Here is a 14,089-nt window from a genome sequence, read left to right on the forward strand (position 1 = left end):
AATTTGCATTCCTAAGAATGCGTACAGTTTTTGGTAATCACTAAAATGAAGACTTAAACGCAGGTTATTCGTTTATGACATCGCCTTCCTTAGTTTCTTCGCTGGCAATTTTCACCAGTTTATCTTTCGGGTTCAAATCTCCGAAAATTTCAATTTTATCTTCGATTTCTCTTCCCTTTTTAACGTCAACTCTTGTCGCTTTGTGGTTAACTACTTTTACCACATAAAGACCTTCTGCAGAACTTACTAAAGCCGTTTTCGGGATTACATACGTGCTATCTTTCGCGTTAAGCGGTAACAAAACTTCGGCAACCATTCCAGGCAGTAAATTTCCTTTGGTGTTGTGAACGTCCATTTCGACTCTTTCAGAACGTAATTTCAAATCTAGTGCGCCGGACATTCTGGTGATTTTTGCCGTAAAAGTTTCTGGAAGCGATTTTACGTTAAAACTCATTTCGTCGCCTGGGTGTAAATATCCTGTGTACAATTCCGGAACAGAAACCGCCAAACGCAATTTACTTTGTTCCTGAATCGTTAATAAAGGCAAATCAGAACCTTTTCCTGCCGGACCAACAAATGTTCCTAAATTGACATTTCTTGCCGCTACAACGCCGTCAAATGGTGCGCGAATTTCAAGATACCCTCTCATGATCGAGATTTCTTTGTGTGCTGCAATTGCGGCTTGGTATTGCGCATAATCCGAATTCTTTTTACCGCTTGCCATTTCCAAATCGTTTTTAGAAATCGTACCTTCTACCTTGCTCGTTTCGTACAAACGGTTGTAGGTGCTTTTGCTGGTAGCGTAAATCGCTTCCATCGATTTTAATCTCGATTCGGCTGCAGCCAATTGCGAACTGATTTCTGGCGCTTCTAAAACAATCAAAAGCTGTCCTTTTTTTACTTTGGTACCAATATCAACTTTTAAGGTTTTTACGAAACTGCTCACTTTGGCATACAAATCAACTTGTTGAAAACCGGTTAATTCGGCTGGTAAACGCAATTCTGTAGTCAGTTTTTCTTTTGCTAAAAGAAAAGTTTCAACTTTAGGTTCAATTTCCGCTTTAACTGTTTCTTCTTTTTTAGAATTACAGCTGTTCAGGAAAAATACTGCTGCTAGAAACAGCGGGCTATATTTTATAATTTTAGTGTTCATTTTTTGGTTTTAATGATGAGATATAATGGATGCTTTCTTCGTCTTCAGGATCTAAAGAAACAGATTGTGTCGATGTTTTTTCTTGTGCCCATGCAAAAATCTGCGGCAGGATCAATAATACGGCAAAAGTAGAAAATAATAGTCCGCCGATTACCGCTCTTCCTAATGGAGAAACCTGATCGCCTCCTTCGCCGTGTCCAATTGCCATTGGCAGCATTCCCGCAATCATCGCAACCGAAGTCATGATAATCGGACGAAGACGCAGCGCAGCAGCTTCACGAGCCGATTCTAAGGCATTTCCGTTTATTTTTCGCAACTGCTCTGCATTCGTGACCAAAAGTACGGCATTGGCGATAGAAACCCCAACCGACATGATGATTCCCATATAAGATTGTAAATTCAGCGTAGAACCGGTAATGGTCAGCATTAATAAGGCTCCTAAAACTACAGCCGGAACTGTCGTTAAAATTACTAACGAAACTTTGAACGATTGGAAATTAGCGGCCAACATTAAGAAGATTACAAAAACGGCAACCAATAACCCCGTCTGCAAACTGCTTAATGTTTCGCTCAATACAGTACTTAGTCCAATAGGCGTTATGAACAAACCACGCGGCAATTCGCCCAATGAACTAATTGTTGACGCAACATCTTTTGATGCCGTTCCTAAATCGGTCTGGCTGATGTTTGCGGTAACGGTAATGTATGGCATAGCCCCTAAATTGTCATTTTCACCGCTTACAAATCCGGGTGTAATTTTGGCAACGTCACTTAAAACAGGACGAAGCGAGTTCTTTAATACCGGAATTTCTCCCATATCGGTTTTACTTTTCATTTTATTCAGCGGAACCTGAACCTGAACGGCGTAGGATAAACCGGCTCTTTCGTCAACCCAGTTGTTTTTTTCTGTGTAACGGGAAGATGAGGTCGAAGCTACAAGCGAACGCGAAATATCATTCATATCCACGCCCAATTCGGCAGCGCGTGTTCTGTCAATATCAATATTTAAAGCTGGATAATGAATCGGCTGTCCAATCTGTACGTCTCTGAAATACGAAATCGCTTTTAGTTTTTCTACAATTTGAGTGGCATACAATTCATTTCGTTTTTTGTCTTTTCCAGCAATTCGAACTTCGATTGGAGTAGGAGAACCCTGGCTCAAAACTTTGTCTGTCAACTCGATTGGTTCAAAAGAAAGTTTGGTGTCCGGAAGCACTTTTTTGATTCTCGCTCTAAAATCATCTTTAAAATCATCCATATCGACATGGTATTCTTTCAAACTTACCTGAAAAACAGCTTCGTGAGAACCGGCCATAAACAAATAAATCGGGTTGATTGAGAATAGAGAAGGGTGTTGCCCCACATAAACAGAAGAAATTCCGATATGTTCTTTGCCGACCATTTTTTCTAATTCTTTCAGAACAATTCTGGCTTGTTCTTCGGTTCGTTCCAAACGCGTTCCGTCAACGGCGCGCATTCTTAACTGAAACTGACTTCCATTTGTTTTTGGGAAAACATCTTTTCCGATAGCACCAATTAAAAGAACAGCGAGAACAGTTGCAACAACTAAATAGGTAATAGTTGTGATTTTTTTATGAACAAACAATCGGTCTAAAGTTCGCATGAATCGATTTCTGAATTTTTCGAAACCGCTCACTTTTCCGTCATCGTTAAAATCTTCTCTTTCGACCATTTCCTTTTTCTGGGCAATTAAATCTTGCTCAGATTCTGGTGTCAAACCGCAGGCGTTAAATTCTGCTTCATCATCTGTAATTTCAGGATGATGTTCGTGTTTTGCGTGTCCTTTCATCATCCAGTTTGCCATTACAGGAACAAAAGTCTGCGAAAGTAAAAAGGAAATCACCATCGAAAATCCAATTGCCAGAGCCAAAGGCAGGAACAACGCTCCCGGAATACCAACCATGGTAAACGCAGGCGCAAACACGGCAAGGATACAAAGTAAGATCAATAATTTAGGCAGCGCAATTTCCTGACAGGCGTCCCAAATGGCGAGTGCCTTGGGTTTTCCCATGTCGAGATGCTGGTGAATATTTTCGATCGTTACCGTACTTTCATCCACCAAAATACCAATTGCCAAAGCCAATCCTGACAAAGACATTAAGTTGATCGTCTGTCCGAATAATTTTAGGAATAAAACTCCCGAAATAATCGAAATCGGAATGGTCATAATTACGATTAAAGCCGCGCGGCGGTCGCCTAAGAAAAGCATAACCATTAATCCGGTCAAAACCGCACCAATAATTCCTTCTGTAATCAAACTTTTTACCGAGTTGATTACATAAACCGACTGGTCAAATTCGTACGATAACTGCACATCTTCCGGAAGCGTACTTTGAATTTTAGGAAGTTCTGATTTTAATTTCTGAACTACATCCCAAGTCGAAGCGTCTCCCGCTTTTGCAATACTGATATAAACAGAACGTTTTCCGTTTACCAAAGCATAACCCGCTGTAATATCGGCACCGTCTTTTACACTCGCAACATCGCCTAATTTTAAGTTTTGAACACCGCCTTTGAATAACGGAATCTGCTCAAAATCTTTAACTTCTTTAATCGTATTGTTAGTTGGAGTAATATAGTTTTTGTCGCCCATTCTCACGTTTCCAGAAGGAGCCGTTTGGTTGTTCAAACGAATCGCTTCTACGATTTGATCGGGCGTCATATTATGAGAACGCAATAAATCCGGATCTACGTTAACCTCAATTGTTCTTGGGCTTCCGCCAAAGGGAGCCGGAGACAATAAACCCGGAATTGAAGTAAACGAAGCACGAACATATACGTTGGCTAAATCCTGTAATTCGTTGTTGGATCTGATTTTAGAACTCAAAACCAATTGACCAATTGGTAATGAAGAAGCATCAAAACGAATGATAAACGGAGGCTGTGTTCCCGGAGGAAAAGCCGCTTGGATCCTGTTAGAAAGCGCACTTAACTCGGCAGCAGCCTGCGCCATGTTCGTTCCTTCATAATAGGTTAATTTCATAATCATTAACCCCTGAATATTTTTGGTTTCTACCGATTTGATACCGTTCGAAAAAGGTAAAACGTTCACGTAGTTTTTGGCAAAATAAGCTTCCATCTGGTCGGGCGTATAACCTCCAAACGGGTGCGCGATGTAGATAACCGGCAAATTCATTTTCGGTAAAATATCTACCTTAATGTCTTTGATGGCACCAATTCCGAAGAAAAATAGACCCGCCACCAATACTAATATGGAAATGGGTTTGCGGAGTGCAAAACGTATTAAATTCATTAGGATTTATAATTAAAATTCATTTATAAATAAGTCAAAATTTCCTGTTGCAGCAACTTTCAATAAGTACGACTGCCACACATTATTATTGACAATATCGCGATCGATTTCGGCACGGTTTAAAACATACATTGTCTGCGTTAAATCGGTTAAATCGGTTAAGCCGTTTTTGTATAAAGTCGATTTTTGAAGATAGGCTCTTTTTGCGGCATCAACCTGAATCGGCGCTTCGGCATAATTCTCCAAAGTAATTCGGATTTTATCTTCGGCAAAATTCAGCTGCGATTTTAGTTCACGATCTGCCTGATTGTATTCTTCCTGAATTGCCTGCGAAACAAATTTCTGAGCGCTTACTTGTTTGCTGGAACGGAAAGGAGTGGTTAAATTCCACGTAATTCCAACCCCAATTAAATAGTTGGAACGATCTGGATTTACGCCGTCCCAATAATTTCTGCTAAAAGCGGTTTGATCTGTTGCGTATGAATTTTCAAATCCTGAAGCTCTGGTCTGCAAAACTCCAAAAGCGGTCATGGTTGGGTAATAGAATCGTTTGTACAATTTAACCTGCTGGTTGCTGTAATCTATTCTCGTTTTGTACAATTGTAATAAGGGATGAAGGCTGTCTGTAGAAGCTTCGCTTTTTATCAATTCTTTCGGAATCTGCGTAACGAATAATGTGTCTGCAACAAAATCCTGTGGCGCAACGCCCATTAAATCCACCAATTTGTTGTTTTGTTCTTTAACGAAGTTCTTTGCCAGATTTAAAGCGATTTTAGCTTTCGAAACTTCGGCTGTTGCCAAGGTAGAATCAACTCCGGCCAATAATCCGTTTTTAACTCTTGCGGCAGCGGTTTTCTTGAAAACTTCGGCACGGGAAAGGTTTTTTTGCTGCGAAATCAATAATCTTTGGCTTGCCAGTAAATTTAAATAAGCAGCGGAGATTTTGATTTCCTGCTGGAATTTTTCCTGCTGTAAATCTTTTTCTTTGGCCTGAACATCAATTTTAGACAAATTAATTTTTTCTTTCGTTTTTCCGAAGGTGAAAAAATCCCAGTTCATGTTGACCAGATAAAGCGCTCCAAATGCTGAATTCCAGTTTTGTTCAGGAAGAGGTAAACCTGATGAAGCAACTCCTAAACCTCCAAATCCGTAAAGCGGTCCGTTTTGTCCGTTTACGGTTCCGTAATCCTGCTGTGCCGATAAATTTAAGTTGGGCAGATAATCACGACGGGATTGTTTTAGAGTCTCTTTTGATGCATTGGCGTAATTGTTTTTTGCTCGGATAGAACCGTAGTTTTCAAGTCCTGTCTTAACAGCTTCTTTTAAAGACAGGGTTTGAGCATAACCGATTGAGGCAAAAATCAATAAAAATAATAAGGTAATTTTTTTGAAATACATAAACTCAAGGTGTGATATAAAATGTTTTTGATGAAACAAATTTATTTCTCTTATACTGATAAAAGTCAGGTTAAGTGATGTACTGCACTAGTAAATGACGAATTGAATTGGTCATTTAATGGAAATAATTATTAAATATTTGTTCGTACTTTGTAAACTATTTCAGAATTAAGAATGAACAAAAAAATCGATAACATATTGGATAACAAATGGTGGCAGGAAGTCGCCGTTGTCCTTTTCTCATTTACAATTTATACCTTAAAAAATGACTGGATGTTATTTAGTTCATTCGTTTCTATTTTAATGGGTATCTTTTTCTATTGCATTTTGTACATGCACGCCCAGTTTAACCGCTTTTTTTTACTGCCGATTTTATTCAAAGCCAATAAACCTTTTACGTATATTATTTTAACGCTGTTTGGCGTTTTTGTCTTTTCTGTGATTTTATACGAAATCACGATGCTGGATATGTTTGCAAAATGTCATTTGTATCAAAATTCGCATCAGAGAAGTTATGCCTATCAATTGGCGAGTGTTTTAGGAACTTTGGTCTGCATTCTGAGCCCGATAATTGTGTTTAAGTTTTATCGTATTCACAGAAAACAAACCGACGCGGCTTTATTGTTCAATCAGATGCAGTTAAACTCTTTGAAAGGACAATTAAATCCGCATTTTCTTTTTAATACCTTTAATACACTTTATGGAATCAGTTTGGAATTTCCAGACAGAACGCCCGATTTGATTATGAAGGTTTCGCAGTTAATGCGTTATCAATTAGAAAGTAACAGCAAGCAATGTGTTTCTTTAGAAGACGAACTGGAGTTTATAAACAGTTATGTACAGCTGGAAAAAGAACGTGTCGGTTATCGTTGTGATATTCAATATGATGCTAAAATTGATAGTGAATATGCGTATAAGATCTCGCCGATGCTGTTAATCGCTTTTATAGAAAATGCCTTTAAACACGGAACCTGCGCAATCGAAAAATGTTTTGTAGACATTAAAATTACAGTAGAAAACGGCTTGCTGCATTTGCATGTTTCCAATTCGATTCCGAAAAAAAATGATGTGATTTCGACTAAAATTGGTCTTAAGAATACGATTGAGCGTTTGAATTTGATTTATGGAAAAGATTATAAATTGGACGTTCAGGATGATAATCAAACGTATGTTGTGGATTTAGAAATACAGCTTAAAAAGTTTGTAGGATGAAAGAAACCAAAAAGTGTATAATCGTAGACGATGAGCCTGCAGCGCATTATGTTTTGGTCAATTATATCAAACAGAATCCGCAGCTGGAATTGGTTTTTCAAGGTTACAACGGAATTGAAGCCATGAATTATCTTCGCGAAAATACTGTCGACCTGATGTTTCTCGATATCAACATGCCGGAAATCTCTGGAATGGAACTGCTTAAGATTCTGCCTGCACATCCAAAAACCATATTAACAACGGCTTATTCTGAATTTGCACTGGAAAGTTATGATTACGGTGTAATTGATTATCTGCTGAAGCCTATTTATTTTCCAAGGTTTTTAAAAGCTATTGACCGCTTTTTTGGAACAGAAAACAACAAACCTAAAACAGAAGAAATTATAAATTCTGTAAGTGTAAAAGTGGACGGTTATTTTATCGAAATAGAATTAGAGCAGCTTTTATTTGCGCAGAGTTTCGGAAATTACGTAAAACTTCACACAACCAAGCGTACTTATCTGGCTTCTATAACAACAACAGAGTTAGAAAAATGCCTTCCAGAAAAGAATTTTATGCGAATTCATAAATCTTACATTGTCGCTTTGGACAAAATAGATTCGACCGAGAAAGATTTTGTAGTTATTAAAAATGAAAGACTTCCGATCGGGATTACTTATAAAAGAGAATTAACTGACCGCTTGAAAAAATAATGCCGAAAATAAGATTGCTTACTAATTCAATTATTTTCAAAAAAAGCCTGCAAAGAAATTTAGTCTCTTGCAGGCTTTTGCATTTTATGAAAAATATTTAGAACGCTTTTTCCTCATCGGTCTTAGAGGTAAGGGTTTTTAAATAATTATTTTATTTTGATTAATTCATCAATTCTTAATAAATAAGTAGTACTTTTAATACGTTATTTGAAGTCAAATTAAAAAGTTGAAATCATGAAAAACGTATTTTTAATTGCTGTTTTTTTATGCAGCAGTTTTTTAATAGCACAGGAAGGAACCAACATGAAGAAAGTTGTAACGCCGCCAGAAAAGGTAAAGTTTGCTTTTGAAAAAGAATATCCCGGAAAAGTGCCGGTTTGGTCTGAGGAATATGTGGGAGACGACAATGATGAGATACGTTATGAAGCCAAATACAATGTAGACAGCAAAACAAAAGCGCTGGCGGTTTATGATAATTTAGGCGTTTTGAAGGCTTACGAACTTCAGATTCCTTTAAGCAAACTGCCGCAGCCCGCACAGGCATATCTGAAAAAAAATTATGCTGCAAAAGCAGTTAAAGAAATTGCAAAAGTAGTCGATTATAAAAAAGTAACAACCTATGAAGTTGGTATTCAACTAAAAGGAAAATTTTATGATGTGGTCTTTGATAAGGATGGAGATTTTAATGTACTGATCGAAAAGAACTAAAAATATTTTTTTTTTAAATATTCATTAAAAAAGCATGTTGCTGTAAATTGTAGTAATTTTATTACCTATTTTTGCACTCTAATTTTTATGAATGTAATATGAAGAGAGCTTTTTTATTTTTTGCTTTTTTATGGAGTAATTTTTTAATGAGTCAAGCAGGGATTTTGGTGCCGCCAGAAGTTGTGACGACAGCTTTTGAAAAGCAATATCCTAAAAAATCGGCGTACTGGTCTATTGAATATAGCAGTAATAGCAGCGATGTATATTTTGAGGCAAAATTTAATACAGACGCAAAAGCAAAAGGCTACGCCTTATTTGATCAGAAAGGTAATTTTGTATCGTATAAAGAACAAGTTTCAAATAAAGTTTTGCCTAAGACCGCGTTGGATTATCTGATTAAAAACTATCCGGCAAAAACTGTTTCGAAAGCAAAGACAAAATCGAAATCAAAAGCGAAAGCAAAAACGACGGTGGTAACTTCAAGTGCGACTGAGTTTTTTTCTGTAGTAGATGCCAAAGGTCAAAACAGATATGAAGTAAAAGTGCAGAAAGAAGGGAAAACATATAATGTAATCTTTGATTCAATAGGAGAGTTTGTTAAAAGAAGTCAAATTCAATAAAAATATTGTTTACTAATTCAAATAAAATTTGAATGTGCAAACCCGATAAGTTTTAAATTTATCGGGTTTTGTTTTTGAGTTTTATAAGCAAACCCTGTAGAAATTTAATTTTTACAAATTCATGCCGCCAGAAACTTCAATTCTCTGTGCGTTTACCCAGCGGGCATCTTCGGTACACAAAAAGGCAACTACACCGCCTATATCGTCAGGAAGTCCAACACGGCCTAAAGCTGTAATTGAAGAAAGCATTTTGTTTAACTGCTCATTATCACGAACTACGCCGCCGCCAAAATCAGTTTCAATAGCGCCAGGAGCTACCACATTAGCTTTAATGCCTCTTGCGCCTAATTCTTTTGCCTGATATTTTGTTAACGTTTCGATAGCGCCTTTCATAGAAGCATAGGCGACGTAACCCGGAGTAGAAAATCTCGCAAGACCAGTTGAAATATTTACAATACCGCCGCCGTCGTTCATAATGTGCAGCGCTTTTTGAGTTAAGAAAAACGGTCCTTTAAACTGAATTTTAGTTAACAAATCAAACTCTTCTTCTGTAGTTCCTTCAAACGAATTGTGAATTCCGATTCCCGCATTGTTTACTATAAAATCGAATTTATCTGTTTTAAATGTATTTTTTAAAACTGTTTTTACTTCTTCAAAAAAAGCATCAAAAGTTCCTGATTCTCCAACGTTTAATTGTAAAGAAGCTGCTTTTTGGCCTAAACTTTCAATTTCGGCCACTACAGCATCTGCCTCTTCTTTTTTACTGTTATACGTAATGATTACGTCTAGTCCCTTTTTTGCAATTGCAATTGCCATGTTTTTTCCTAAACCTCTGCTGCCGCCTGTTACTAAGGCTATTTTTGTATTTACTGCCATATTTGTAATTATTAGTTGTTGATTGTAAAACTGTAAGTTTGTAAATGTTAGATGGGAAAAAGTTTTTTTACCTCTAACAATTAAGAATGCAGAGCGTCAAACGATGCTTTTAATTCTGGTACGCTTGCGTTTAATCTTGCTGCACTGGTGCCGAAAGTAAGTTCTTGTTTTCCTTCTTTTAATTGTTCAAAAATAGATTCGATAAAACTGCTTACACTTGGATGTGCGTCGTGAAGACCAATGCCACCCAAATCGGTGTTTAATGCCGGCGGAATAATCTCAATTACCTCAATGCTTTTGGCTTTTAATAAATGACGAAGCGAAATTGTAAACGATCTAAAAAAAGCTTTTGTAGCCGAGTAAACCGGTATTTTTGCAAAAGGAGAAAATGCTAATCCAGAAGTTACATTCATCACCGTTTTTAAAGAAGGTAAATTAATAAAAAGCGACGTTAAGTGTAATGGAGCTTCAATGTTAGTGGATAATTCAGATTTCATGCTTTCGTAAAAATCAGAATCGGTTACAGAAACCCATTTTTGAATTCCTGCATTATTGATTAACACATTTAAGTCGCTGTGATTTTCAGAAATCCATTTGTAAAGTTCGATTCGTTCTTCTTCCAAAGATAAGTCACACACTTTTGTAATTACGGTTGGGAATTTTGCCTTTACTTCGTTCAAAACAGATTCTCTTCTGCCGCAGATTATTACGGTATTGTTTTCCTGAATAAATCGCTCAGTAAGCCCAAGCCCGATGCCGCTTGCACCGCCGGTTATCAAAATTTTGTTGTTTGCTAAATTCATCTTTTTAATCTTTTAAATTGATAAGACAAAGGTAGGAGCGAGACAGCGTTGGGAAATTGTAAATATCAAACCGATGTTTGCGAAATTCAAATCAGAAACGGTAAATCTCAATTTCTTTAAATTCCAAATTCCATTTTATTGTCTTCCTGATCGAAGTGGAAGGTCTTTACGTTATGGATGCCCTTCGATTTCGTTAAAGAGGACAAGCTATGAACTAAACTTTTTCAAAGTTTCAAACTTTGAAAAAGTTTAAAAATCTAAAATCTAAAATCTAAAATCTAAAATCTAAAATCTAAAATCTAAAATCTAAAATCTAAAATCTAACTCCTAAAAGCAATAGGCGTAAATGAAGTCTGTTTTTTAAAGAAATTAGAAAAATGCGCTAGTTCTTCAAAACCAAGTGAATAGGCGATTTCAGAGATGTTCCAGTCGGTTTGTTTAAGAAGGATTTTGGCTTCGTTAATCAAACGGCTGCTGATTAATTCGGTTGTGGTTTTACCCGTATTTTCTTTTAATACTTTATTTAAATGATTGACATGAACGGATAATCTTTCGGCAAAATCTTTTGCAGTTCTTAATTGCAGACGCTGATTTGGAGATTCTATAGGAAATTGTCTTTCTAATAATTCAGCAAATAAAGATGATACTCTCGCAGCAGAATTGTGTTTGGAATACAAAGCTGTGATGGGTTGTAATTTTTGCCCGAAGTGAATTAATTCGGCCACATAGTTTCGAATCAGATCGTATTTATAGGTATAATCCGAATTGATTTCTTTTTGTATTTTATTGAAAATCAATTCGACTTCTAAAACTTCTTCGTCAGAAAGCTGAAAAATAGGATAACCGTCTGAAGCGAAAATCGGAAGTTCGTCCAAATCAATGCCGCTTTTACTTTTGGATAAAAATTCACTTGTAAAAACACAAAACTGCCCCGACTGGTTGGTGTCCTGCGGTAAATAATTGTACGGAATTTTTGGTGTTGCAAATAACAATCCCTGTTTTTCGATTTCAATTATTTTATCAGCGTATTCGGCTCTGTTATGGCCTTTTATCAGACTTATTTTGTAATACGCTCTTCGGTCATACGGCATCAGCGATTTTCCTTGAAGGCGCTCCAAAAGTTCTTTTATACCAAAAACATTAAAATGACCAATCTCTTTCTGAATGTCGTTTGGCAGTAATGAAGTGGGGTCAACAGCTGAACCTTCGGTAATGTCTTTGTAAAAGGAGTCGAGTGATTTCATATTGATGAATTGTAAAATTCAAATATATGAAAATCTTGTTTCAGGTTTCAGGTTTCAGGTTTTTTTAGTTTCAGGTTGCTTTGCTTTGAGTTTATTTAACCGCAAAGGGCGCAATGTTTTTCGCAAGGCTCGTTGTTCTTTACTTTTATTTAACCGCAAAGAGCGCAAAGATTTACGCAAGGTTCGCAAAGAAATGGGTTTTCTTTACTTTTATTTAACCGCAAAGAGCGCTATGTTTTTCGCAAAGAGCGCAAAAAAAAACCTTGCGAGCTTTGCGTAAATCTTTGCGAACCTTGCGGTTAGAAAGAACTTTGCAGTTAAAACAAACTTCCCTGAACAAACTCAGGCTCTGGATTGCTCCCAAATTCAAAAGTATCGATTACAAAAAACTGTTTTTTAATAGGATCCAATTCTCGTAAAACAATTTCTTTACACAGAAAATCAATTTCGATAGTAGTAAAAAGCTGAGATGCGATTTTGAGGTTTTCAGGAATTAATTTTCGGCCGATTGACAAGTGCGGATCGTCACTTTTTTTAAGTTTTAAAGATTGCAGTATTTCCTGAATCTTTTTCATCACAGGCTTCAGTTGGTTTTTAGAAGTCTCATTTGGAGCAATAAAAAAGGCTCCGGCATTATCATAAGAGCCAAAATGATCTAAGTAAACCTGAAATGGAGTTAGTGTATTGCAGGTTTTTGTGATCTTGTTTTTGATGGTATGAATTTGAGAATCATCAATCGTAAATTCGCAAATGGTGATATGTGCAGTCGAGTTACAGCTGTTGTACCAATTGATTTTGCTTTTCAGATAATCTTTCATTGTTTTGACAGAATCAATAACATCTTGCGAAGGATAAATGGCAGCAGAGTATTTTTTTTCCATTTTTACGATTTAGATTGATGCTAATTTAGAAAGCTATTTACAGGATTTATTTTCGAAATCGGTATTCTCGTGAAAAACCCTCTTTTTGAGTATACGAATAGTCGTAATCCATTTGTTTCCTTAGTTTAGAATATTCTGCAGCCGACAGAACTTTAATATCTTCAGGATATTCAACGATTGGTATTTTGATTAAGTTGTATTGCGTTTTGTTTTTATCATTTGTGTTTTTTACCAATGCAATATTTTTATTGCCAATTACTTCAATTATATCGTATAGCAATACCAGACTGCCGCCGTCTTTTTCTATGCTGATATATTTAGAGGGTAAAATATCGCTTTCCATTAAGTAAAAATTACGATCTAAACTTTCTTTAAAAGTATAGTCTTTGTAGAAACACTGTGTGAAGAGTGTACAGAAAGTCACTATAATTGTAATTTTCAGTATCCTTTGAGCTAGAACTATTTTATTCATCTTAAGATTTGATTGCATACAAATTTAGGATTTATAAAAAGAGTTTCAGCAGGACGCAATTTTAATTTTCGATAAAAAGAAATAATTAAATAAACTCGTTTATAAAACGGAATCGTTTTCTCAAACTTTTAAAAAATACTATAATTTTCCGGTAAGGTGTAATCGATGTAAAATTTCAGATCGCAGTAAGCCGCTGCCGCCTCCAAAATGTTCGATTACTTCTACATCTGGCTGTGCTTTCAGGCAGAAAGAAGTAAATTGTTTCTCTACTTCATCCTCAATTCCAGAACTCAAAAGTACAATATCGATTTTGTTATTAAGAAAATATTCTTGTGCTGTATTTTCGTCGCTGAACGGTACTGCATTCCATTCTTCATAAGCATTAACAAGACGCGTTAGAATTTCGAGAATGGCTTGGTTTTTTCCGAGTATTAAGAATTCAAATGTTTTCATGATCGCTAATTTATAAGACAAAATTATTTTAATAAAACGGTTTTCAACTTAATGTAGAACAAGAAATGATTTTGCTTGCAGATTTTTAAACATTTCTATGAATTCTGAATCTTTATACAAATGTATTAGAATCCCATGTAAATAAGGCTTAATCTACATTAAGAAAGAGTTTTTTTACAGTTTTTAATAGTGCTGGTATTTTTTAATAAAAAATAAATGTTAAAGTCAAATAATTAACTTGATGAAAGACAATCTTTTATTTTTTTGAAATTGTTAAAAAGATTTTTTTTGCGTTTGGAATGT

General features: G+C 36.1%; 14 protein-coding genes. 5 read left to right on the forward strand and 9 right to left on the reverse strand.

What is annotated here, in order from left to right; translation table 11 throughout:
- Positions 1 to 64: 64 nt before the first annotated feature.
- Genes C4F50_RS14225 through C4F50_RS14235 form a run of 3 tightly spaced genes read right to left on the reverse strand, consistent with a single transcriptional unit; the run spans position 65 to position 5,825 of the window.
- Positions 65 to 1,153: an efflux RND transporter periplasmic adaptor subunit gene (locus tag C4F50_RS14225; RefSeq protein ID WP_194139318.1), complete on the reverse strand. Its 1,089-nt coding sequence runs from the start codon at positions 1,151 to 1,153 to the stop codon at positions 65 to 67.
- Complete coding sequence (locus tag C4F50_RS14230) at positions 1,143 to 4,427, reverse strand: efflux RND transporter permease subunit (RefSeq protein ID WP_194139319.1); 3,285 nt, start codon at positions 4,425 to 4,427, stop codon at positions 1,143 to 1,145. Before C4F50_RS14230 ends, C4F50_RS14225 begins: the two co-directional genes overlap by 11 nt.
- Positions 4,428 to 4,439: 12 nt before the next feature.
- Complete coding sequence (locus tag C4F50_RS14235; RefSeq protein ID WP_194139320.1) at positions 4,440 to 5,825, reverse strand: TolC family protein; 1,386 nt, start codon at positions 5,823 to 5,825, stop codon at positions 4,440 to 4,442.
- 174 nt (positions 5,826 to 5,999) lie between these two features.
- On the opposite strand from C4F50_RS14235, the gene C4F50_RS14240 reads away from it, so the two are divergent.
- The 4 genes from C4F50_RS14240 to C4F50_RS14255 all read left to right on the forward strand — a co-directional run bounded on the left by C4F50_RS14240 (position 6,000) and on the right by C4F50_RS14255 (position 9,057).
- Entirely contained in the window at positions 6,000 to 7,037 is a 1,038-nt protein-coding gene (locus C4F50_RS14240; RefSeq protein ID WP_194139321.1) for a sensor histidine kinase, read from the forward strand.
- Complete coding sequence (locus C4F50_RS14245; protein ID WP_194139322.1) at positions 7,034 to 7,729, forward strand: LytR/AlgR family response regulator transcription factor; 696 nt, start codon at positions 7,034 to 7,036, stop codon at positions 7,727 to 7,729. Before C4F50_RS14240 ends, C4F50_RS14245 begins: the two co-directional genes overlap by 4 nt.
- A gap of 234 nt (positions 7,730 to 7,963) precedes the next feature.
- Positions 7,964 to 8,437 (forward strand): hypothetical protein, encoded by a 474-nt coding sequence (locus C4F50_RS14250; protein ID WP_194139323.1) that lies wholly within the window; start codon positions 7,964 to 7,966, stop codon positions 8,435 to 8,437.
- Between the two features lie 146 nt (positions 8,438 to 8,583).
- Positions 8,584 to 9,057: a PepSY-like domain-containing protein gene (locus C4F50_RS14255; protein WP_228012031.1), complete on the forward strand. Its 474-nt coding sequence runs from the start codon at positions 8,584 to 8,586 to the stop codon at positions 9,055 to 9,057.
- Positions 9,058 to 9,168: 111 nt separating this feature from the next.
- Here the strand turns inward: C4F50_RS14255 and C4F50_RS14260 are convergent, their stop codons facing one another.
- The 3 genes from C4F50_RS14260 to C4F50_RS14270 all read right to left on the reverse strand — a co-directional run bounded on the left by C4F50_RS14260 (position 9,169) and on the right by C4F50_RS14270 (position 11,980).
- Positions 9,169 to 9,933 carry an SDR family oxidoreductase gene (locus C4F50_RS14260; protein ID WP_194139325.1) on the reverse strand — a complete coding sequence of 255 codons (765 nt, stop codon included), beginning with the start codon at positions 9,931 to 9,933 and terminating at the stop codon, positions 9,169 to 9,171.
- A gap of 80 nt (positions 9,934 to 10,013) precedes the next feature.
- Entirely contained in the window at positions 10,014 to 10,736 is a 723-nt protein-coding gene (locus C4F50_RS14265) for an SDR family oxidoreductase (protein ID WP_194139326.1), read from the reverse strand.
- 320 nt (positions 10,737 to 11,056) lie between these two features.
- A complete protein-coding gene (locus C4F50_RS14270) occupies positions 11,057 to 11,980 on the reverse strand; it encodes a helix-turn-helix domain-containing protein (RefSeq protein ID WP_194139327.1) in 924 nt (307 codons plus the stop codon).
- 4 nt (positions 11,981 to 11,984) lie between these two features.
- Between C4F50_RS14270 and C4F50_RS25645 the strand changes: the two genes are divergently transcribed.
- Positions 11,985 to 12,260, forward strand: a complete 276-nt coding sequence (locus C4F50_RS25645; protein WP_228012032.1) for a hypothetical protein — start codon at positions 11,985 to 11,987, stop codon at positions 12,258 to 12,260.
- A gap of 37 nt (positions 12,261 to 12,297) precedes the next feature.
- Here C4F50_RS25645 and C4F50_RS14275 read toward each other — a convergent pair whose 3' ends face one another.
- The 3 genes from C4F50_RS14275 to C4F50_RS14285 form a co-directional block, all read right to left on the reverse strand.
- Positions 12,298 to 12,861 (reverse strand): 2'-5' RNA ligase family protein, encoded by a 564-nt coding sequence (locus C4F50_RS14275; RefSeq protein WP_194139328.1) that lies wholly within the window; start codon positions 12,859 to 12,861, stop codon positions 12,298 to 12,300.
- Positions 12,862 to 12,907: 46 nt separating this feature from the next.
- Entirely contained in the window at positions 12,908 to 13,333 is a 426-nt protein-coding gene (locus C4F50_RS14280; RefSeq protein ID WP_194139329.1) for a hypothetical protein, read from the reverse strand.
- A gap of 138 nt (positions 13,334 to 13,471) precedes the next feature.
- Complete coding sequence (locus tag C4F50_RS14285) at positions 13,472 to 13,786, reverse strand: hypothetical protein (protein ID WP_194139330.1); 315 nt, start codon at positions 13,784 to 13,786, stop codon at positions 13,472 to 13,474.
- Positions 13,787 to 14,089: the final 303 nt, after the last annotated feature.

The sequence above is a fragment of the Flavobacterium hungaricum genome (assembly GCF_015182285.1).
Classification (GTDB): Bacteria; Bacteroidota; Bacteroidia; order Flavobacteriales; family Flavobacteriaceae; genus Flavobacterium; species Flavobacterium hungaricum.